The 20,327-nt window shown below is 70.7% G+C and carries 18 protein-coding genes and 1 pseudogene; 12 read left to right on the top strand and 7 right to left on the bottom strand.

Going from position 1 to position 20,327, the window contains the following annotated elements; all coding sequences use genetic code 11:
- Positions 1-142: 142 nt before the first annotated feature.
- The 6 genes from AC1VNM_RS21575 to AC1VNM_RS21550 all read left to right on the top strand — a co-directional run bounded on the left by AC1VNM_RS21575 (position 143) and on the right by AC1VNM_RS21550 (position 5,357).
- Positions 143-805 (top strand): response regulator transcription factor, encoded by a 663-nt coding sequence (locus tag AC1VNM_RS21575; RefSeq protein ID WP_377159064.1) that lies wholly within the window; start codon positions 143-145, stop codon positions 803-805.
- Positions 802-2,139 (top strand): sensor histidine kinase, encoded by a 1,338-nt coding sequence (locus AC1VNM_RS21570; RefSeq protein WP_483108249.1) that lies wholly within the window; start codon positions 802-804, stop codon positions 2,137-2,139. The genes AC1VNM_RS21575 and AC1VNM_RS21570 overlap by 4 nt, the downstream gene beginning before the upstream one ends.
- Positions 2,140-2,169: 30 nt before the next feature.
- Entirely contained in the window at positions 2,170-3,159 is a 990-nt protein-coding gene (locus AC1VNM_RS21565; protein ID WP_377159066.1) for a KpsF/GutQ family sugar-phosphate isomerase, read from the top strand.
- Between the two features lie 157 nt (positions 3,160-3,316).
- Entirely contained in the window at positions 3,317-3,802 is a 486-nt protein-coding gene (locus AC1VNM_RS21560) for a KdsC family phosphatase (protein ID WP_483108248.1), read from the top strand.
- Positions 3,802-4,584, top strand: a complete 783-nt coding sequence (gene lptC / locus AC1VNM_RS21555; protein WP_377159067.1) for an LPS export ABC transporter periplasmic protein LptC — start codon at positions 3,802-3,804, stop codon at positions 4,582-4,584. The genes AC1VNM_RS21560 and lptC overlap by 1 nt, the downstream gene beginning before the upstream one ends.
- The gene (locus AC1VNM_RS21550; RefSeq protein WP_483108247.1) at positions 4,581-5,357 is read left to right on the top strand and encodes an SDR family oxidoreductase; all 777 of its coding nucleotides are present in this window, start codon (positions 4,581-4,583) and stop codon (positions 5,355-5,357) included. Before lptC ends, AC1VNM_RS21550 begins: the two co-directional genes overlap by 4 nt.
- Positions 5,358-5,558: 201 nt before the next feature.
- Here the strand turns inward: AC1VNM_RS21550 and AC1VNM_RS21545 are convergent, their stop codons facing one another.
- Positions 5,559-6,074, bottom strand: coding sequence for an RNA recognition motif domain-containing protein (locus tag AC1VNM_RS21545; RefSeq protein ID WP_483108246.1), 516 nt, complete (start codon positions 6,072-6,074; stop codon positions 5,559-5,561).
- A 294-nt stretch (positions 6,075-6,368) separates the two neighbouring features.
- Here AC1VNM_RS21545 and AC1VNM_RS21540 point away from each other — a divergent pair, with 294 nt between their 5' ends.
- The 5 genes from AC1VNM_RS21540 (at position 6,369) to AC1VNM_RS21520 (ending at position 12,823) form a co-directional block, all read left to right on the top strand.
- On the top strand, positions 6,369-7,295 hold the full coding sequence (locus tag AC1VNM_RS21540; RefSeq protein ID WP_483109315.1) for a helical backbone metal receptor: 927 nt from the start codon (positions 6,369-6,371) through the stop codon (positions 7,293-7,295).
- A gap of 8 nt (positions 7,296-7,303) precedes the next feature.
- A complete protein-coding gene (gene creB, locus AC1VNM_RS21535; protein ID WP_483108245.1) occupies positions 7,304-8,038 on the top strand; it encodes a two-component system response regulator CreB in 735 nt (244 codons plus the stop codon).
- A gap of 6 nt (positions 8,039-8,044) precedes the next feature.
- Positions 8,045-9,562: a two-component system sensor histidine kinase CreC gene (creC, locus tag AC1VNM_RS21530; RefSeq protein WP_483108244.1), complete on the top strand. Its 1,518-nt coding sequence runs from the start codon at positions 8,045-8,047 to the stop codon at positions 9,560-9,562.
- Positions 9,563-9,624: 62 nt separating this feature from the next.
- A complete protein-coding gene (gene creD, locus AC1VNM_RS21525; RefSeq protein ID WP_483108243.1) occupies positions 9,625-11,049 on the top strand; it encodes a cell envelope integrity protein CreD in 1,425 nt (474 codons plus the stop codon).
- A gap of 70 nt (positions 11,050-11,119) precedes the next feature.
- The gene (locus AC1VNM_RS21520; protein ID WP_483108242.1) at positions 11,120-12,823 is read left to right on the top strand and encodes a GMC family oxidoreductase; all 1,704 of its coding nucleotides are present in this window, start codon (positions 11,120-11,122) and stop codon (positions 12,821-12,823) included.
- A 10-nt stretch (positions 12,824-12,833) separates the two neighbouring features.
- Here AC1VNM_RS21520 and AC1VNM_RS21515 read toward each other — a convergent pair whose 3' ends face one another.
- Positions 12,834-14,210, bottom strand: coding sequence for a leucyl aminopeptidase family protein (locus AC1VNM_RS21515; protein ID WP_483108241.1), 1,377 nt, complete (start codon positions 14,208-14,210; stop codon positions 12,834-12,836).
- Between the two features lie 201 nt (positions 14,211-14,411).
- Positions 14,412-14,822 carry a thioredoxin family protein gene (locus tag AC1VNM_RS21510; RefSeq protein WP_377159077.1) on the bottom strand — a complete coding sequence of 137 codons (411 nt, stop codon included), beginning with the start codon at positions 14,820-14,822 and terminating at the stop codon, positions 14,412-14,414.
- A gap of 222 nt (positions 14,823-15,044) precedes the next feature.
- On the opposite strand from AC1VNM_RS21510, the gene AC1VNM_RS21505 reads away from it, so the two are divergent.
- Positions 15,045-15,209 carry a hypothetical protein gene (locus AC1VNM_RS21505; RefSeq protein WP_377159078.1) on the top strand — a complete coding sequence of 55 codons (165 nt, stop codon included), beginning with the start codon at positions 15,045-15,047 and terminating at the stop codon, positions 15,207-15,209.
- 311 nt (positions 15,210-15,520) lie between these two features.
- Here the strand turns inward: AC1VNM_RS21505 and AC1VNM_RS21500 are convergent.
- From AC1VNM_RS21500 to AC1VNM_RS21485, 4 genes and pseudogenes are all read right to left on the bottom strand, one after another.
- Positions 15,521-16,761: pseudogene (locus tag AC1VNM_RS21500) on the bottom strand (DEAD/DEAH box helicase); the annotation flags it as partial.
- Between the two features lie 881 nt (positions 16,762-17,642).
- Positions 17,643-18,794 carry a hypothetical protein gene (locus AC1VNM_RS21495; RefSeq protein WP_483108240.1) on the bottom strand — a complete coding sequence of 384 codons (1,152 nt, stop codon included), beginning with the start codon at positions 18,792-18,794 and terminating at the stop codon, positions 17,643-17,645.
- An 81-nt stretch (positions 18,795-18,875) separates the two neighbouring features.
- Positions 18,876-19,379 carry a hypothetical protein gene (locus tag AC1VNM_RS21490; RefSeq protein ID WP_377159082.1) on the bottom strand — a complete coding sequence of 168 codons (504 nt, stop codon included), beginning with the start codon at positions 19,377-19,379 and terminating at the stop codon, positions 18,876-18,878.
- The gene (locus AC1VNM_RS21485) at positions 19,376-20,059 is read right to left on the bottom strand and encodes an RNA polymerase sigma factor (protein ID WP_483108239.1); all 684 of its coding nucleotides are present in this window, start codon (positions 20,057-20,059) and stop codon (positions 19,376-19,378) included. Before AC1VNM_RS21485 ends, AC1VNM_RS21490 begins: the two co-directional genes overlap by 4 nt.
- Positions 20,060-20,327: the final 268 nt, after the last annotated feature.

The following is a 20,327-nucleotide window of genomic DNA, read 5'->3' as shown; positions in this document are numbered from 1 at the left end:
GCACTGAAGTCGCCCTGAAGCCAAGCTGAAGGCCGGCTGAAGACCCCCGCCGTTTCGCACATCGGCGGGGGTGCTCGCGCGCCGCCCCGGCGGCTGCTATCTTTCCCGCTCGCCGACCCGGCCTGAAGGCCGCCCCCACGCCATGCGACTGCTGCTGCTCGAAGACGACGAACTCCTCGGCGAGGCCCTGCGCGACTTCCTGCGCGCCGAGGGTCACACGGTGACCTGGGCCCGTCGACTGTCGGAGGTGCTGCCCCGCCAGCACGAGGAATTCGAGGCGCTGCTGGTCGACTGGCAGCTCCCGGACGGCTCCGGCCTGGACTGGCTGCGCGGACTGCGCCAGCGCGGCGTGTCGACGCCGGCGCTGATGCTGACCGCGCGGGACCTGCTCGCCGACCGCCTGCAAGGCCTGGACGGCGGCGCCGACGACTATCTGGTCAAACCCTTCGCGCCGGAGGAGCTCGCCGCCCGCCTGCGCGCGGTCAGTCGCCGCCATGTGGGCGCGAGCAGCTCTCAGCGGCGTCATGGCGATGTGGTGCTGGATCTGGCGGCCAAGCGCGCGACGCGCGACGGCCATGCGGTCGAATTGACCGCCCGGGAATGGGCGGTGCTGGAGGCGCTGGCGCAGCGCGCCGGCCGGTTGTATCCGAAGCGCGATCTCGAGCTGCAGGTGCTCGGCGACGACGCCGAAGTCCTGAGCAACGCGCTGGAGGTCCATGTGTCGAGCCTGCGCCGCAAGCTCGGCCGGGAACTGATCGAGACCGTCCGCGGCCTGGGCTACCGGCTCGGGCCGGAGGCCGCGTGAAAGTGGCCGGGAACGTGGCTGTGAACGTGCCCCCGGGACCGCGCCGCCCGTCGATCGCCGGCCGCCTGGCGCGCCAGCTCCTGTTGATCTCCGCCTTCTGGGCGCTGCTGGCGGGCGTCAGCGTCTGGCTGGTCGTGCAGGAGGAGGTGGACGAACTGCTCGACGAGACGCTGCAGGCGTCCTCGCAGGTGCTGGGACAGCTGCTGCGCCAGGGCAGCGCGATGCCGGCCGAGATCGCCGACAGCGACGACCTCAGCACCCACTTCGCCTGGCAGCTCGTGGGATCGGACGGCGCGCTGCTGCATCGCTCGCCGCTGGCGCCGGTGAACGCCTGGAAGCTGCCCCCCGGCTTCAGCGACTGGAAGGATGACGGCACCGACGGCGACGACTGGCGCGTCCATGTGCGTCCGCTGCCGACGGTCGCCGGGTCGGGCTGGCTGATGGTCGCGCAGACCAGCGCCGAGCGGACGGAAGTGCGCAGCCGCGTCGGGCTCGCGAGCGCCTTCTCGGCCCTGCTGGTCGGTGGCCTCTGCATGATGTGGATGAACCGGCGCGCGCGCGCCGAGCTGGCGCCGTTGGCCGAGCTGTCCCGCGCGCTCGCCGACTACGACCCGCTCGACACGCGCCAGCTGCTGCCCGAGCAGCATCGCCAGGAACTGGCCGGGATCCGTGCCGCGGTGCTCGACCTCGGCCAGCGCCTGGCGCAACGCGTGGCCAACGAGCGCGCCTTCAGCGCGCACGCGGCCCATGCGCTGCGCACGCCGCTCGCGGGCATGGATGCGCAGCTCGCGATGGCGCTGCGCGAGGCCCCGCCCGAATCGCGCGCCCGGCTGCAGCGCACCCGCGAGGCCGCCGACCGGCTGCGTCGCGTCGTGACCGCGCTGCTGACGCTGTTCCGCACCGGCATGAGCCTGCGCTGGCAGCGCCTGGACCTGATCGAGCTGCTGGCGATGCTGCCGCTGCCGGACGGCCTCGAACTGGATCTGCCGGAGGACGAGGCCGGCATCGACGCCGACCCCGACCTGCTCGCCGCCGCGCTGATCAACCTGCTCGACAACGCCTGGCGCCATGGCGCGTCGCGGGTGCAGCTGCGGCTGCACCGCCAGCCCGACGGTGGCCTGCTGCTGCAGCTCACCGACGACGGCGAGGGCGTGGCCGACTGGCAGCGCGTGGACCTCAACGACGCGCTGGAGCGCCAGCAGTACGAAGGCCGCATGGGCCTGGGGCTGATGATGGCCGACCTGGTGTCGCGCGCCCACGGCGGCGACCTGCGCCTGCCCCCCGTGGACGGGGGCTTCGGCGTGGCGATGCGGCTGGGTCCGGCGCCGGACTGAATCGACCCCGGCGGCTACACTTTCGCCCTTATGACGACCCATGCCGCCCTCACCCATTCCCGCGCGCTCGACGTGGCCCGCGCGGCCTTGAAAGTCGAGGCCGACGCGCTGCTCGCGCTCGGTCCGCGCCTCGGCGAGTCGTTCGAGCAGGTGGTCCGGACGATCCTCGACAGCGCCGGTCGTGTCGTCGTGATGGGCATGGGCAAGAGCGGCCATGTGGGCCGCAAGATCGCCGCCACGCTGGCGTCCACGGGCACGCCGGCCTTCTTCGTCCATCCGGGCGAAGCCAGCCACGGCGACCTCGGCATGGTCACCCCCGGCGACATCGTGCTGGCGTTGTCCAACTCCGGCGAGAGCGATGAGCTCAACGCCATCATCCCGGTGCTCAAGCGCCTGGGCGTCACGCTGATCGGCATGACCGGCGGCTTGTCGTCGTCGCTGGCCAAGCATTCGAACTTTGTGCTGGACTCGCGGGTCGAGCAGGAGGCCTGCCCCCTCAACCTCGCGCCGACGGCGAGCACCACCGCGCAGATCGCGCTCGGCGACGCGCTGGCCGTGGCGCTGCTCGACGCCCGCGGCTTCCGCGCCGAGGACTTCGCCCGCTCGCACCCAGGCGGCTCGCTGGGCCGCCGCCTGCTGACGCACGTGCGCGACCTGATGCGCAGCGGCGATTCGCTGCCCCGCGTGAGCGCGGAGATGCCGCTGCTCGACATGATGCGGGTGATGTCCGACAAAGGCCTGGGCTGCGCCGTGCTGGCCGATGCCGACGGCCAGGTCGGCGGCATCTTCACCGACGGCGACCTGCGCCGTCTGATCGAACGCGGCACCGACCTGCGCGGCCTGACCGCCGGACAGGTGATGCATCCGAATCCGCGCACGGTCGCCGCCGACGCGCTCGCCGTCGTCGCGGCCGACCTGATGGAGCAGGCGCGCATCACGCTGGTCCTCGCCGTCGACGACGAGCAGCGCCTCGTCGGCGCGATCAGCATCAACGACCTGATGCGCGCGAAGGTGATCTGATGAGCGGCACGCCTTCCTACACCCCGGGCAATCCGGCAGCGGCGATGCCGGCCGTGGTGCGTGAACTCAAGCCCGCGCTGTCCTTCCCCCCGAGCTGCTGCTGAAGGCGCAAGGCCCGGCCCTCGGGCTCAAGGCCGCGATCTTCGACGTCGACGGCGTGCTGACCGACGGCCGCATCTACCTGAGCGAGGCGGGCGAGACGATCAAGGCCTTCGCCACGCTCGACGGCCATGGCATGAAGCTGTTGGCGCAAGGCGGCATCGTGCCGATCGTGATCACCGGTCGCGACTCGCCGGCCGTGCGGCGCCGCGTGGCCGACCTCGGCCTGCCGCACGCCGTCTACGGCGCGAAGAACAAGCTGGCCGCGGCGCAGCCGCTGCTCGACCAGCTGGGCCTGCACTGGGACGAGGTCGCCGCGATCGGCGATGACTGGCCCGACCTGCCGCTGATGGTGCGCGCCGGCTTCGCGTGCGCGCCGGCACAGGCCCATGCCGAGGTGAAGGCGGTGGCGCATCACGTCACCGCCACCGCCGGTGGCCACGGCGCCGCGCGCGAGTTCTGCGACCTGCTGCTGATGGCGGCCGGCCAGTACGCGAAGCTGCTGCACGGCCACCTCGAGACGCTGGACGGGAGCGGGCACTGATGGCGGCACTCGTTCCGCCGCCGACCGCCCCGCGCCGTCGCGCCCAGCCGCTGCTGTGGCGCCTGCAGTCGATGCTGGCCAACTACGTGCCGCTGCTGCTGATGGCGATGCTGGCGGGCTTCACCTGGTGGCTCATCAAGAACACGCCGCAGCTCGAGGCGCCGCGAGAGAAGGCCGCGCCCAAGCATGAGCCGGACTACCGGATGAACGGCTTCGAGGTGCAGCGCTTCAGCAGCGACGGCCGGCTCACCGGCCGGATCATCGGCACCGAGATGCGCCATTACCCGGACAACGACACGCTGGAGATCGATACGCCGCAGCTGCGTGCCTACGGCAAGCTCGACGAGCTGCTGGTCGCCGACGCGCAGCGCGGCGTGTCCAACGGCGATGGCAGCGAGGTGCAGCTGCTCGGCGACGTGAAGGTCAAGCGTTATCCCAACGGCGATACGACGAAGCCGCCGGACCTGGAGCTCTATGGCGAGTTCCTGCACGCCTTCGTGCCGCAGCAGCAGATCCGATCCCACCTGCCGGCGCGGGTGGTCGGCATGGGCGGCGAGATGCAGGTGAAGAGCTTCGTCTACGACCAGCTGACCGGTCGCCTGACTTTCAGCGGCGGCGGTCGCGCGACCTTCGCCGCGCAGCCCGGCGCGCGCCCGTCCCTGCAGCCCGCCAAGGCCGCCGCGAAGGCTGCCGGCACTGCCGCGACCAGCGCTGTCGCCAAGCCGGCTGCCAGACCGGCCGCGGCTGCTTCCGGCACCGCGACCTTCAGCAGCAAGCCATGACCCGACTTGTCTACATCACCGGTGCCTCCAGCGGCATCGGTCAGGCGCTCGCGCTGCAGTACTACCGCGAGGGCTGGCACCTGGCGCTGGTGGCGCGCCGCGTCGAGGAGTTGGCTGCCTGGGCCGAGCAGCAGCGGCTCGACCCGTCGCGCTGGCGCGTGTACCGCGCCGACGTCAGCGACGTCGAGGCCATCGCGGCCACCGGTCGCCGTTGCATCGCCGAGCAGGGTCTGCCCGACGTCGTCATCGCCAACGCCGGCATCAGCATCGGCATGGACACGGCGATCTACGAGGACCTCGCGGTGATGCAGCGCCTCTACGCCACCAACAACATCGGCCTGGCCGCGACCTTCCATCCCTTCGTCGGGCCGATGCGCAGGCGCCGCAGCGGCACGCTGGTGGGCATTGCCAGCGTCGCGGGCATCCGGGGGCTGCCAGGACATGGCGCTTACTGTTCCAGCAAGGCCGCGGTCTTCAGTTATTGCGAGAGCCTGCGCGGAGAATGTCGGCCGGATGGCGTGAAGGTCGTGACGATCGCGCCGGGGTATGTCGATACTCCGCTGACGCGCGAGAACCGGTATGGCATGCCCTTCCTGATGCAGCCCGAGGACTTCGCGCGCAAGGCTTATTCGGCCATCGCGGCGGGCGCCAGGGTTCGATTCATACCGTGGCAGATGGGCGTCGTCGCCCGTGTCATGCGACTGCTGCCGGGCGCGGTTTTCGACCGCCTGCTGGCGGGGCGTCCGCGCAAGCATCGGCAGGGCGAGACCTGACCCCGCTTCACTCCACGGCTGCTGGCCCTCACCCCCACCCTCTCCCGCAAGCGGGAGAGGGGGCAAGACAAGACCTGGCATTGCTGGGCATCTGCTGGTCTGCTGGGAGGGTGATCAAAAGCTGATCACCAAAAGAAAAAGGCGCTCCGAGGAGCGCCTTTCTCATTGCAAGGCGGGATGAACCCACCTGCCGTGCGTGGCTCAGTAGCCGCCGCGACCGCCGCCGTAGCTGCCGCCGCCGCCACCACCGTAGCCGCCACCGCCGCCGCCGCCGTAACCGCCGCCGCTACGGCCACCGCCGTAACCGCCGCCGCCGCCACTGCGACCACCGCCGCCGCCACCACCGTAGCCGCCGCCACCACCGCCGCCGTAGCCGCCGCCACCGCTGCGACCACCGCCGCCGCCGAAGCCGCCGCCACCGCTGCGGCCACCGCCGCCGCCGAAGCCGCCACCGCCGCCCGGACGGTCTTCACGCGGACGAGCCACGTTGACCACGATCGCGCGGCCGTCGAGGGCCTGACCGTTCATGCCGTTGATGGCAGCCTGCGCTTCATCGTCCGTCGACATTTCCACGAAGCCGAAGCCCTTGGAACGTCCGGTCTCACGATCCATCATGACCTTGGCGGAAATGACGGTGCCGAATGGCGCGAATGCCTCCTGGAGCGACTCGTCTCGCACGCTGTAAGCGAGGTTGCCCACGTATAGCTTGTTTCCCATGGGGGAAGCCCTTTCAAAACCAAATAACCCAATGTGCTGCTTCAACCCATCGTGAACCACTCATACGAAGGCGCTGCATTCAGGCGATCCGATTATGTGTGACAGGATTGGCGGTTCGCAACGCGTCAAGCTGGTTGTTGTTTTTCAGCCGATGCGCGCAAACCCCGAGCAGTGTCAGAGGCGCTCAACAATCTCCGCCTCCGGCGTCTTGGTGGGGCAAAGCATGCTCCTGAGTTGCTCAGTGTTTTCCACTATGCGGATGCAACCCTGCTGAAATCGCACAACGTGTCGTCCATCGCCCCGCAACACCCGCTCCCGGACGAGGCCTCGGCCACGCCGCGGCTGCGCATCGTCTCGCTCGTCCCCTCGGTGACGGAACTGCTGTTCGCACTCGGATTGGGCCCCTGGATCGTGGGCCGCACCGGTTTTTGCATTCACCCGGCGCCGGCGGTGTCAGCAATATCAAAGATCGGTGGGACGAAGGACGTCAACCTCCCGAAAGTGAGGGCGCTGGCCCCCAGCCATGTGGTGGTCAACGTGGACGAGAACCGCCTCGACACGGTCGAGGCCCTGCGCGCCTGGATCCCCCATGTGGTGGTGACCCACCCCTGCGGGCCGGCGGACAACCTCGCCTTGATCGCGCAGATCGTCGAGATGGTGGAGGTTTTTGCCGCCGAACTGGGGGTCAGGTCTGAACCCACCGGCAGAAATGTCCTTCCGCCGGCCAACTTTGCCTACGCCGAAGTCGCGCTGCCGGATGTCCCCGATCTGCGTGACCGGGCTGAGCGTCTCGCCGCCGGGTTGCAGGGGGAGTTGGCCGCGTGCCGGTCCTTCCTCGCCGATCTTCGGCGGGCTCAGTCGGGGCGCCGCGTGCTCTACCTGATCTGGCGGGCGCCCTGGATGACGGTGGCGCGGGACACCTACATCGCGCGCATGCTCGCCGAAGTGGGTTGGGAGACCTGGCCTCCCGTCGAAGGCGGTCCGCATGGCGCGGCGCGCTACCCGGTCGTCACCGGCGACGAACCGTGGCTGGCGGAGGTGGACGAACTGCTGCTCAGTTCGGAGCCCTACCGGTTCGGTGAGGAGCATCTGGCCGAAGCGCAGGCGCTCTGTCCGAATGCCCGGGTGCGGCTGGTCGACGGTGAACTGATCAGTTGGTACGGCCCACGCGCCGCGCAGGGGCTGCGCTACCTCCGCGAACTGGCCCAGGCTCCGCGATGATCACGGACATGAGCACGCCTTCCATCGCCACCTCATCCGCCACGTCGCCGTCGTCCGTACCGTTCGCCGGCCAGATCCTGCTGCTGGAGGACGACCCCGCGATCGCCCAGACCGTCAGCTTCGTCCTGGAGCGCGAGGGCTACCGGGTCCGCGCCTGCGGCTGGCTGCACGAGGCGCGTTCGGCCCTGGCCTCGAACGCGCCGGACCTGGCGATCCTGGACGTCGGCCTGCCGGACGGCAACGGCCTGGACCTGTGTCGCGAACTGCGCCAGGGGCCGCTGGCGCGACTGCCGGTGCTGGTCCTCAGCGCCCGCAGCGAGGAAGGCGACAAGGTGCTGGGCCTGGAGCTGGGCGCCGACGATTACCTGGCCAAGCCGTTCAGCAATCGCGAACTGGTCGCGCGGGTGCGGGCGTTGCTGCGCCGCGCCCAGGCGCCGGCGGCGGCGACCGCGCCCGCCGTCGCCGGCTTCGTGGTCGAGGCCGAGGGCTCCCGCGTGCGCTTCCACGGCGAGCTGCTGCCGCTGACCCGCCGTGAGCTCGGCCTGCTGCTGCGCCTGCTGAAGGCGCCGGGGCGCATCCACAGTCGCGACAGCCTGCTGGACGCCGTCTGGGGGATGGATGCCGACAGCGGCGACCGCACCGTGGACACCCACATCAAGACCTTGCGCGCCAAGCTGCGCCAGGTGCGGCCCGACCTCGACCCGATCCGCACCCACCGCGGCATGGGCTATTCGCTGGAGTGACGGCGGATGCGCCTCGGCCTGCGACTGTTCCTCGGCTTCTTCCTGGTGGCGGGGCTGAGCGCCTTCATCCTGCTGCGCGTCGTGCTGGGCGAATTCAAGCCCAGCGTGCGCGAGGTGATGGAGGACATGATGGTCGACACCGCCAACCTGGTGGCCGAGCTGGCGCGCGACGAGCTCGCCGCCATGCCGCCCGGCGGCGATCTGAGCGGCACGCGCTTTGCGCAGCGCGTGCGCGACTACGCCGAGCGCCCCGTCGACGCCCGTATCCTCAGCGCCCGCAAGCGCTCGCTGGACTTCCGGATCTACGTGACGGACGCGGCCGGGCGTGTCGTGCTCGACACCAGCCCCGTCCCGGCGGTGGGCCAGGATTACTCCGCCTGGAACGACGTCGCCCGCACCTTGCGCGGAGAGTACGGCGCGCGCTCGACGCCCGAGAAGCCGACGCTCTACGGCAATGCCGGCGAACTCGGCAACGGCAAGGATGCGCAGGGCAGTCCGGTGATGTACGTGGCGGCGCCGGTGCGCCTGGACGGGCGCACGATCGGCGTCGTCACCGTCGCCAAGCCGGCGGCCGCGGTGCAGCAGATCATCTATCGCGCCGAGCGCCGCATCTGGATCGCCGGGCTGGGACTGCTGGCGGTCTCGCTGGCGGTGGGCGTCGCGGTGACCGCCTGGATGATCCTCACGGTGCGGCGCCTGCGGCGATATGCGCAGGAGGTTCAGCTCGGCCAGCGCCAGCCGCCGCCGAAGGTGCCTGGCGAACTGGGCGACCTGGCCCAGGCGATGGACGCGATGCGTGAGCGCCTCGACGGCCGGGAGCGCCTGGAGCATCTGGTGCGTGCGCTGACGCATGAACTCAAGAGTCCGCTGGCCGCGTTGCGCGGCGCCGGCGAACTGCTGCAGGACGAGCTGCCCGGCGCCGACCGGCAGCGCTTCGCCGCGCAGGTCGTCTCGCAGAGCGAGCGCATGACGGAGCTGGTCGAGCGGCTGCTCGCACTGTCCACGCTGGAACTGCGGCGCGGGCCGGAGCATCCGCGTCCGGTGGCGCTGGTCGACGCGGTCGACGAGACGCTGGCGCAACTCGGCGACCGTCTGGCGCAGCAGGCGCTGACGGTGCGCTGGCTGCGCCGTGACGCGGTGGAACTGCAGGCCGACGCCGAGATGCTGGCGCTGGCCATCAGCAACCTGCTGACGAACGCGATCGACTTCGCACCGGCCGGCTCCGAGCTGGCGCTGCAGGTGGGGATCGAGCCCGCGACCGACGCGCAGGCCTCCCGCGCGTTCTTCGAGTTGCGCGACCACGGACCGGGCGTGCCGGCCGGCGCGTTCGCGCAACTGGGCGAGCGCTTCTTCTCGACGGCCCGGCCGGGCAGCCTGCGCAAGGGGTCCGGCCTGGGCCTGGCCATCGTGCGCCAGATCGCCGGCCTGCATCGCGGCGAATTGCGATTCGAACCGGCCGGGCCCGGCCTGCGTGTGCGACTCGCCTTCCCGCTCTTCACCGCCGGCTCACAAACTTCGTCCTGAGCTCACGGCCGCTGCCGAGACTGCCGCCTTCTGTGAACCGCCGAGGGGCGAGGAGAAGGACGATGCAGATGAAGGCGCTGTGGTGGAAGCTGGTGATCCTGGGCGGCGTGACGCTGCTGTTGCTGCTCGTGCTGTTGCGGATCGGCTGGCTCGTCGACGAACGCCAGGATCGTCAGCGTGCCGCGGAAGCCAGCGTCGCCGCGGCGCAGGCAGGCCCGCAGGTGCTGCTCGGCCCGATGCTGCAGCGCAGCTGCTCGGAGGAGTGGGAGTCCGTCAGCGGCACCGGCAAGGACATCACGAAGACGCCGGAACGGCGCGACTTCGTGCTCTCGGCGGTTCCCGCGGAACTCAAGGTCGACGGCACGCTGAACCAGGAGCAGCGCGAGCGTGGCCTGTTCAAGGTGAACGGCTATGTGGGCGAGGTGGCGCTGCAGGCCCAGTGGGCCTCTCTCGGCGCGCTGATCCCGGTGGCGGAGCACAAGGGCAAGCTGAGCTGCGAGGATCCGCGCGTGATGGTCGCCGTCAGCGACGCGCGGGGGCTGCGCGCCGTGGCGGTCAAGCGCGGCGCCCAGGCCTTGACGGTGAGACCGGGCACCGGTCACGACAGCTATCCGCACGGCCTCCATGCGCAGCTCCCGGACCAGGCGCTGGACCAGCCGCTGACGCTGTCGTTTGCGATCCACCTGGTCGGGATGACCGACTTCGGCATCGTGCCTGCCGCCTCCGCGACGCAGGTCAAGCTGCGCTCGGACTGGCCGCATCCGAGCTTCGGCGGCCGCTTCCTGCCGATGTCCAAGCGCATCGACGAGCGCGGCTTCGAGGCGCAATGGCAGGTGACCGAGCTCGCCACGACCGCGCCCCGCGATGTCCTCGCCGGGTTCTCGCTGCCCGGCGTCGAGCGCGACCCGGACGCGGGCCGGGCCTATGCGCCGAACCCGGCGCCCGGACGCGAGGGCAAGTCGGGCATCGTGGCCGACACGCTGGCGTTCTCGATGATCGATCCCGTGAATCCCTACGTGATGAGCGACCGCGCGATCAAGTACGGGCTGCTGTTCATCGTGCTGACCTTCGTCAGCGTCGGCCTGCTGGAACTGCTGTCCGGCCGGCGCGTCCATCCGGTGCAGTACCTGCTGGTGGGTCTCGCGATGACGCTGTTCTTCCTGCTCCTGCTGAGCCTGTCGGAACACCTGAGCTTCGCGCTGTCCTATGCGCTGGCGGCGGGCGCGGCGATCGGACTGCTGACCTTCTACGGGACGGCCATGCTCGGCGCGGTCAGGCGCGGGCTGGGATTCGGTGCCCTGGTGACGGTGCTCTACGCCGCGCTGTTCGTGCTGCTCAACCTGGAGAAGGCCGCGCTGCTGGTCGGAGCCTCGCTGCTCTTCGCGGTGCTGGCGGCGGTCATGGCGCTGACGCGACGCATCGACTGGTACGCGCCGAACGGGCGCACTGCGGATCTGCCCGAAGCGGAGCCGGCCGGCACTCGGTGACAACGTGGTTGCCGGCCGCCCTTGGCTCGGTCAGCATGGGTCTTCACAGACCCATCATGACAAGAGAGACATGGGCGGAGACAACCCAACGAGCCACCGCGACGCGGCCCCCGAGACGGCCTCAGGCCGCTTCGACTACATCATCGTGGGCGCCGGCACCGCCGGCTGCCTGCTCGCCAACCGGCTGAGCGCCGACACGTCCAAGCGGGTGCTGCTGCTCGAGGCCGGCGGTCGCGACGATTACCACTGGATCCACATCCCCGTCGGCTACCTGTACTGCATCGGCAATCCGCGGACGGACTGGCTGTTCAAGACCGAGCCCGACGCGGGCCTGAACGGGCGCAGCCTGCGCTACCCGCGCGGCAAGGTGCTGGGCGGGTGTTCGAGCATCAACGGGATGATCTACATGCGGGGTCAGAGCCGCGACTACGACGGTTGGGCCGAGGCCGCCGGCGACGACGCGTGGCGCTGGGATGCGGTGCTGCCGTACTTCCGCGAGCACGAGGACCATTGGCGCCTGGACGAAGGCGCCGAGCGGCCGCCCGGCTTCGACCCCGCGATGCACGGACACGGCGGCGAGTGGCGCGTCGAAAAGCAGCGTCTGCGCTGGGCGGTGCTGGACGCGTTCGCGACGGCGGCGCAGGAGGCCGGTATTCCGGCGACGCCCGACTTCAATCGCGGCAACAACGAGGGCGTCGGGTACTTCGAGGTCAACCAGCGCGCCGGCTGGCGCTGGAACACGGCGAAGGCCTTCCTGCGCCCGGCCTGCTACCGGCGCCCCAACTTCGAGATGTGGACCGGCGCGCACGCGCAGCGGCTGTTGGTCGAGCAGGTCGACGGCGAGGTGCGATGCGACGGCGTGCTCGTGCGCACGCCCCATGGGCTGGAGACCGTCCGCCTGAACCCGGGCGGCGAGGTGCTGCTCGCCGCCGGCGCGATCGGTTCGCCGCAACTGCTGCAGCTGTCGGGCCTCGGGCCGGCGGCGCTGCTGCAACAGCATGGCATCGAGGTCGTGAAGGACCTGCCCGGCGTCGGCGCCAACCTCCAGGACCACCTGCAGATCCGCGCGGTCTTCCAGGTCGACGGCGTCAGCACGCTCAACACGCTGGCGTCGAGCTGGTTCGGCAAGGCGCGCATCGGGCTCGAATACGCGCTGCGTCGCACCGGTCCGATGAGCATGGCGCCGTCGCAACTCGGCGCGTTCGCGAAGAGCGGGCCGGACAAGGACTGGCCCGACCTGGAGTACCACGTGCAACCGCTGTCGCTCGACGCCTTCGGCGAGCCGCTGCATGCGTTCAACGCGTTCACGGCCAGCGTCTGCAACCTGAATCCGACCAGTCGGGGCACGGTCGCGATCCGCAGTGCAGATGCGGCCGATGCGCCGTTGATCGCGCCCAACTACCTCAGCACCGCGGAGGACCGCGACATCGCGGCGCGCAGCCTGCGGCTGACGCGGCTCATCGTCGAGCAGCCGGCCCTGTCCCGCTACCGGCCGCGCGAGCACAAGCCGGGCATCGAGTTCCAGACCGATGAGGAGCTGGCCCGCCTGGCCGGCGACATCGCCACGACGATCTTCCATCCCGTCGGCACCTGCCGCATGGGCCGCGCCGACGACGAGCGCGCCGTCGTCGACAGCCGCTTGCGCGTGCGCGGCGTCGGCGGCCTGCGTGTCATCGACGCCAGCGTCATGCCGACGATCACCAGCGGGAACACGAACTCGCCCACGCTGATGATCGCGGAGCGCGCCGCCGCCTGGCTGCGCGCCGGGGAGTGATCGGCGCCGGTCAGGCGCTGAAGCGTTCCTCGATGTAGGCCAGCAGCGTCCGGATCGTCTGGGCCTCGCCGCCGACCGGGCGGCCCGGACGCGCGATGTCGTTCCAGGCGAAGAGATCGATGTGCAGCCAGTCCTGCTCGGCCGGGATGAAGGCCTCGAGGAACAGCGCCGCGTTGATCGCGCCGGCCAGCGCGCTGCGACCGGTGTTCACGATGTCGGCGATGCTCGACGTGATGCCTTCCTTGTACGGCGACCACAGCGGCATGTGCCACAGCGGGTCGTCCATCTTCAGGCCCAGGTCGACCAGGTCGCGCGCCGTGTCCATGTGCTTCGAGAACAGCGCGGGCAACTGCGCGCCCAGCGCGATGCGCGCGGCGCCGGTCAGCGTGGCCAGGTCGATGATCAGCTCGGGCCTGGACTCGGTGGCGTAGGCCAGCGCGTCGCACAGGATCACGCGGCCTTCGGCGTCGGTGTTGCCGATCTCGATGTGCAGGCCCGCGCGGGTCTTGATCACGTCGCCCGGACGGTAGGCGTTGCCGCTGATCGAGTTCTCCACCGCGGGGATCAGCACCTGCAGGCGCACCGGCAGCTTCAGCGCCATGATCAGCGTGGCCAGGCCCAGCGTGTTGGCCGCGCCGCCCATGTCCTTCTTCATCTGGCGCATGCCGTCGGCCGGCTTGATGTCCAGGCCGCCGGTGTCGAAGCACACGCCCTTGCCGACCAGCGTCAGCCGCGGATGCTTGTCGCTGCCCCAGTTCAGCTCGATCAGGCGCGGCGCGCGGGTGCTCGCGCGGCCGACGGCGTGGATCGCGGGGAAGTTCTTCTTCAGCAGGTCGTCGCCGACGATCTCCTTGAACTTCGCGCCGTGCTGCTTGCCGACGACGGCCGCGGCCTTCGACAGCTCTTCCGGCCCCATGTGCTCGGCGGGCGTGTTGACCAGGTCGCGCACCGCGCTCATCGCGGTCGCGATCGCCAGGCCGCGCTGGCCGTCCGCGCTGCTCTTGATGAGCAGTTGCGCCGGCTCGCGCTTGCGCGGCTTGTAGAGGTCGAACTGGTAGCAGCCCAGCTCCCAGGACATCGCGGCGGCCTCGTCCTGCAGCGGCAGGCCGTCGGGCGACAAGGTGTAGGCGCCTTCAGGGAGCGCGAGCGGCAAGGCCGACAGGGCGAACGGATGGGCCGCGTGCGCCACGCCCGCAAAGACCTGCGCGAGCTTGCCGTCCTCGCCCGGCACCAGGGCGAAGGTGTCCGGGGCGGCGGAGAAGCCCAGCGTCGCCAGCCATTGCTGGGTGCGCTTGGGCAGCTTCGGGGCGAGGGCCTGGTAGGCGGCGCGATCCAGCGCCAGGATGGGCGTGGCGCGAGCCACCGAGTTCTTGAATTGGACGTTCATCGATGCAGCGGCCCGCCGCGGGTCGCGCGGAGAGCCGGCCTTGGGGGTTGGCGGTGGCGCATTCTCGCTCGCCCTCCCTCCGGAGGTGGGGGTCGCCGCGCTGTTCGGAGCCGGGCTGCCGACGAGCGTCACTCTCTGGGCGGAAGGCGTCAAACGATGGGCGAAAGACGCACGGCGACCGGGGCGCCCGCGCGAGTCAGATCAGCAGGACTGTCGCAGACGCGACAGCAGGGCCTGTGCCGCGGCGGTCGTGCCGGCCGGTGCGTTGGGGCTGGCGGCGGACATCGCGGGGTTGTCCTGCGCGGCCTGGATCAGCCGCTGGGCCGCGGCCGGTCCCGGCAGCACCGGACCGATGAAACACACCCGCTCGCCCTGGCCGATCAGCAGCGTCGGGAAGGTCTCGACCTCCAGGTCGTCGACCAGCTCCGAGTCGTCCTCGATGTCCACCCACAGGAAGCGCGCGCCCGGGTGCTGCTGGCGCAGCGTGGCGAAGTCGTCCCGATAGGTGTCGCAGGTCCGGCACCAGGCGGCGCACAGGCAGGCGACCAGCAGGTCGGAAGACCCCTCGGAAGCGGGAGCCGGCAGGGGCGACGACGGAGAAACAGCGGACATGGGGCCGGAGCTTAGCCGAGTTGCGCCGAGGGCGAATTCGTTCGCTATACGTCCAAAGCACCGTCTTGGTGCCGTGTGCGTGACGATGGCGCGAGCTTTGTGCAGATTTGTGAGGAGGCTGTCAACGGCGTCCCAAGGGCTCGCGTTAGCTGGCACAAAGCGGTCTTTGCCAGCGGTCTTCCCCCCGCTCCCGGCCGCCGAAAGCCAAGAAGGTCCACGACCATGATGAAGTCTCATACCCGTACCGAATCCCAGCCGCGCCGCCTCCCGATGCCGGAACTGGCGCAGCACGACAAGGGCCGCAAGCACGAAGCCTTCGAAGTCGCCAGCCTGGGCTGCGACCGCCGCAGCGTCGCGCGCGCCCTGCGCTTCGACCGCAAGCGCTGATTCCCCGCGCGGGGCCGCCCCGAGTCCGGGCGGCGGTCCCGCCCCTCGCGTCCGTCAGTCCTCGTCGTCCGGGGACTGCAACGGCGCCAGCAGCCGATCGATCTCGTCGGCGCTGAACTTCTCCAGACGCTCCCCCCGTCACGGCCCAGCAGGCCGTCCGCCAGCGCCCGCTTGCGGGCCTGCAGTTCGAGCATGCGCTCCTCGATCGAGCCCTCGATGGCCAGTTGGTGGACGAACACCGGCCGTGTCTGGCCGATCCGGTGCGCGCGGGCATGGGCCTGCGCGTCGACGGCCGGGTTCCACCAGGGGTCGACCTGGATGACGGTGTCTGCCGCCGTCAGCGTCAGTCCCACCCCCCCGCCTTCAGGCTCACCAGCATGAGGGGCGCCTCCCCCGCCTGGAAGCGACGCACCACATCGCCCCGTTTCCCCTCCGGCGTGGCGCCGGTCAGCTTCATGAGCGGGATCCGGAGCTCGTCCATCGCGGCCTCGATCAGGTCCAGCATGCCGGTGAACTGAGAGAACACCAGGATCGTCCGACCCTGGCTGATCATCTCGGGCACCTTCTCCCGGATCCATTCCAGCTTGGCGGCCTCCATGCCCTGCGGGACCTCGACCCCTGGGACCAGCCGCGGATCGCAACAGACCTGGCGCAGCTTCAGCATCGCGTCCAGCACGGACATCAAGCCGGAACCGAAGATCTCCGACTCCTTCAGCAGCCGCCGCACCAGATGGTCGGCGCCGATCCGCACGCTTTCGTACAGCTGACGCTGGCGCCCTTGCAGGGGGATGCGCTGGGTGAGGACCGTCATCGGGGGGAGGTCCTTGGCGACCTCCTCTTTCAGGCGCCGGAGGATGAATGGCCGCACGCGCGAGGCCAGTTCCCGGGCACGACGGGCGTCGCCGGTCTGTTCGATCGGCTTGCGCCAGTGCCGGGCGAAGGAACGCGCCTCGCCGAGGTAGCCCGGCATCAGGAAATCGAACTGGGTCCAGAGCTCGCCGAGGTGATTCTCGAGCGGGGTGCCGGTGAGCACGAGGCGTTGTTCGGCCTGGAGTCGGCGCAGTGCCCGCGCGGCCCGCGAGCGTGGGTTCTTCACCGCCTGGGCCTCGTCCAGCACCAGCACCGAGAACTTCGGTTTCGAGAGCGCCCGGACTTCCCGCCACGCCAGCCCGTAGCTGCACAGCAGCACGTCGATCTCGCCGAGACGCTTCATCACCTGGGCCCGCTCCTCGGGATCGGACAGGGTGGCCACGCGGAGGTCGGGCGCGACGCGCGCGGCCTCCTGTGTCCAGTTGAAGATCAGCGAGGTCGGCGCGACGACCAGCGCCGGCGACCTCAGCCGCCCGGCCTGCTTCTCGACCAGCAGATGCGCCAGGGCCTGGGCCGTCTTGCCCAGCCCCATGTCGTCGGCCAGGATGCCGCCGAGCTCCTGGCGCGCCAGGTACTGGAGCCAGGCCAGGCCTTGCAACTGATAGGGGCGCAGCGTGATGCCCAGACCCTCCGGCGCGGTCGATGCCGGCGGAGGACCGGCGTCGCGCAGGCGCTCCCACATCGTTCGCAGCTCGTCGGCCCCGAAGACCTGCCAGCGGCTGTCGGGGACGTCGAGCGCCGCCAGCCGCGCCGCTTCCCACGAGGTGAGCTTCACCGGTCCGCGCCGTGAGCGCTGGGCGACCAGGACGTCCAGCAGGTTGAGCATCAGCCGCTTCAGCGGCGCCGCCGTCGAATGCAGCCGACGCCCGCCCGGTGCCTTCAGGCTGATGATGGCGTCGTCATCGATGCCGGCGATCGCGTCGGCGTAGAGCCAGCGGCGGTCCTTGCGCAGCAGATCCCAGATCATCGGTGCGAGATCGACCCGCTGACCTTGGACCGTCACGCCCAGGCTCAGCATCCACGAGCCCTTGCGGCGCGAGAGCGCCAGCGTCGGCAAGCGGTCGCCCGTGGCGGGCGCGATGGCGGTCTGGACATCGACCGGCTCGTCGCCTTCGGGCTGGATCTCCAGCGACCACGCGTCGATCGCGACGCTGTGGTGCGCAAAGCCGGGGAGGACATCGATCTCCCAGCCGAGCTGGCGCAGGCGGGGCACCTCGTCGGCGGCGAAGTCGGGGAACAGGTCCTCCTGCTCCAGCGTCCAGCACGGGGTCAGGCCCCGCCCGAACGAGGCGTCGCGCCACTGCAGCATCCCGGCGTCCACCGGATGCAGCGGCAGCGCCTGCCACTGCTTGAGCGCCACCGGATCCGCCGGCCAGCGCTCCAGCCGAAACAGCGACACGCGGTCGCCGCGCGGGCCCAGCTTCCCGTGCGGTCGCATGCCGAGCAGGCCGTCGCCGCGGTTGAGCGTCTGCAGGATCAGCTTTGGCGGGAGCGGGGAAGGCGGCGCGGTCATCGGGAACGCATTGTCGACGCGCCGCCGACCCGCCGGCTCGACCCGCCGGCTCAGCCCTCGTTGCGCTCCTTGCCGTCCTTCGGCGGACGCGGCTTGGGCAGACCCGTCTTTGCGAAGTCCGCCGGCACGCGCATCAGCGCGGCTTCGGGTTCGGCGCGGCGGATGTTGCGCAGCTGATAGTTCTGCTCGCCGCTGCGCGGATCCTTGGTCTGGACGCTGACCGTGACCTTCAGGTCGGGCGACGTCCACACCTCGCGGGAGATGACGATCGGCTTCTCGTTGCCGATCTTGCCCGCCGGGATCGTGCGCGTCGTGCGCCCGCCGGTGACCTTGAGGCCGTCGATCTCCTTGGGCGGCAGATTGTTCGGCTGCGTATCCTGTCCGTTCAGGATCAGGGGCTCGACCCGCATCGCCACGGCCGGTGGCAGGGGCGACATCGGCGACAGCGGGCCCAGCGGGGTCGGCGGCGTCTCGACACGGATGACGCGGACCTCCTGGCCGCCCTCTCCCGGAGCGATCACGACGGGTGTTGCGATGCGCACCGTGGTCGGTGCCGCAGGCGCGGCCGGCGGCTTCGGCGCCTCGACGCGCTGCGCCGCGTCGCCGTGGCCGAAGTTCTCGCGGGCCCAGTCGCGCATCTTTCTGCCGTACTCGCGCATCTTGTCGTTGTAGTCCCGCATCTTGTCCTGGTACTCGCGCATGCGTTCGCCGTACTCGCGCTGCGCGTCAGCGTCCGCGCGGCCGCCGCCGAGGTAACGCGCCGTCTTGCGTTCGGGATCGAGCAGCCAGTTCTCGCCGCTCACGGCGTCACGCAGATAGACCACCTTGCGCCCCTGGCGTTCGACCTCCTGGCGTGTCCGGCCTTCGCCGTCACGGCAAAGCTGGCTGGTCTGCTGATGGACGATGCGATTGCCGTCGGCCAGCGGCTGGACGGTCTCGTGCACGGCCTGGGCGCAGTAGGGCGCGCCCTTGACCACGCGCTCCGCGCTGAGGATGTGCATCGCGACGCCGGACTCGGCGATCAGCTCGGCCACATCGGGCACGGGCGGTGTCGGCGGAACGGGTGGGACAACGGCGGGCATCTCGGGCGGCGCCGGTGGTGCCGGCTGCGCGCTGGGATCCGGCGATGCGTGCGCGGCGGGCTGGGCCTGGACCGCGATGGCGGCGAGTGCCAGGGCAAGGGTGGTGAGGGAAGTCTTCATGGCGGTCTCCAGGGAGGGGAGCGGGACGTCGTTCAAGGGAGCGGGAACAGGGTTGCGGCGGGACGGGCGATGCCGGAACGTTCAGGGCATGACCCGCATCGCGAGCACATCGCCGGAGGCGTGCACCAGCAACTCGGCGCGCACTGGCGCGGCGGCATCGGCGGGGTCGTAGGGCAGGCCCAGCAAGGCGAGTCGTTCACGCGGGACCTCCGCGGGGACAAGCCACGCGGTGCCGGCGCCGGCTTTCTCGAAGGCGGCCCAGCGATCGGCGGACACGAGCACGATGAAGCCGCTGCCGGGATTGCCCATGACGGTGGCGCCCGATTCGCCCGGCGGCGCGGAGCCGAGCAGCCAGACGCAGGCGGCCAGCACCGAGGCGCACAAGGCCGGGCCGGCGAGCGCCCATCTCCAGCGGCCGGCCTTGCCCGCCTTCTGACGGGCGGCGAACTGCTGGCGCATTGCGCCGAGCACCGCGTCGTCGCGCTCGAACGGCGGCGTGCGCTGGCGCAGGTCCTGGGCCACGGCCCACAGCCAGTCGGCCAGACGCGCGGTGCGGGGCGGGGAGGTGTCGGTGGTCTTCATCATGCGGACTTCGATGAGCGTTCGATCGCGTCCGCCGCGGCGGACGACAGGGGCCGGGACTCGTCCTGCAACGCGGCCAGCAGGCGCGCACGGCCCCGGTGGAGCCGGGTACGCAAGGTGTTGAGCTCGACGCCGGCGATGCGGGCGGCCTCGGCATAGGCCCGTTCCTGCAGATCGACCAGCACGATGGCCTCGCGGAAGGTCCACGGCAGGGTGTGCAACGCGGCCCATACACGCGCCTGGTCCTGCGCGCGGACCAGCTGCTGCTCTGGCGCGTCGGCGTGGTCGAGGTGAAGGTCCTCCTCGGCCTGCTCCTCATGGGCGACCGGCAGATCCCGCCATCGCGCCAGCAGGTGATGCCGCGCCATGCCGGCGAGATACGCGCCGAGCGGGCCTCTGCCGGAATCCCAGCCCTCGGGCCGGCCGGCAAACTGCACGAAGGCTTCCTGCATCGCGTCCGCCGCCCAGTCGGACTGGCCGCACAGCGCCAGCGCGTAGCGGTAGACGCCGGGCGATTCACTGCGGTACAGCGGTTCCAGGGCGCTCGCGTCGCCCTGGCGCAGGCGGCGCACCAGCGCTTCGCCGACGGCGGCGTTGGAAGGCGGCGGCTCGCGCTCGCCACCGTCAGGCGCGGCGGCGGGATCGGGGCGGCCGCGGCCAGCCAGGCGGGTCCAGAAGCTCATCGGGCGTTGGGCGTGCGTTGCGGGGGTGGATGCGAGACCGTTCTCTCGCAGCATGAACGTATTGCGCCAACTGTTCAGAAAGTTCCCGGCTCGCACACAAGAATCTGACTGCCCGGCGTTCTTGCCTGGAGAGGCCCCCACATCAGATCGATCGTCCCCCGTGTTTCAGGGGAATGACACCTCCACACCACACCGGGCGAGCATCGCCCGGAAGTCGAGAACAGTGCACCGTGCGATGTTCGCAAATCGTTTTCGTCGGGGCCATTTC

It is taken from the genome of Mitsuaria sp. MSU3D, assembly GCF_056867975.1.
This window is presented reverse-complemented; position numbering and strand designations above follow the sequence as displayed.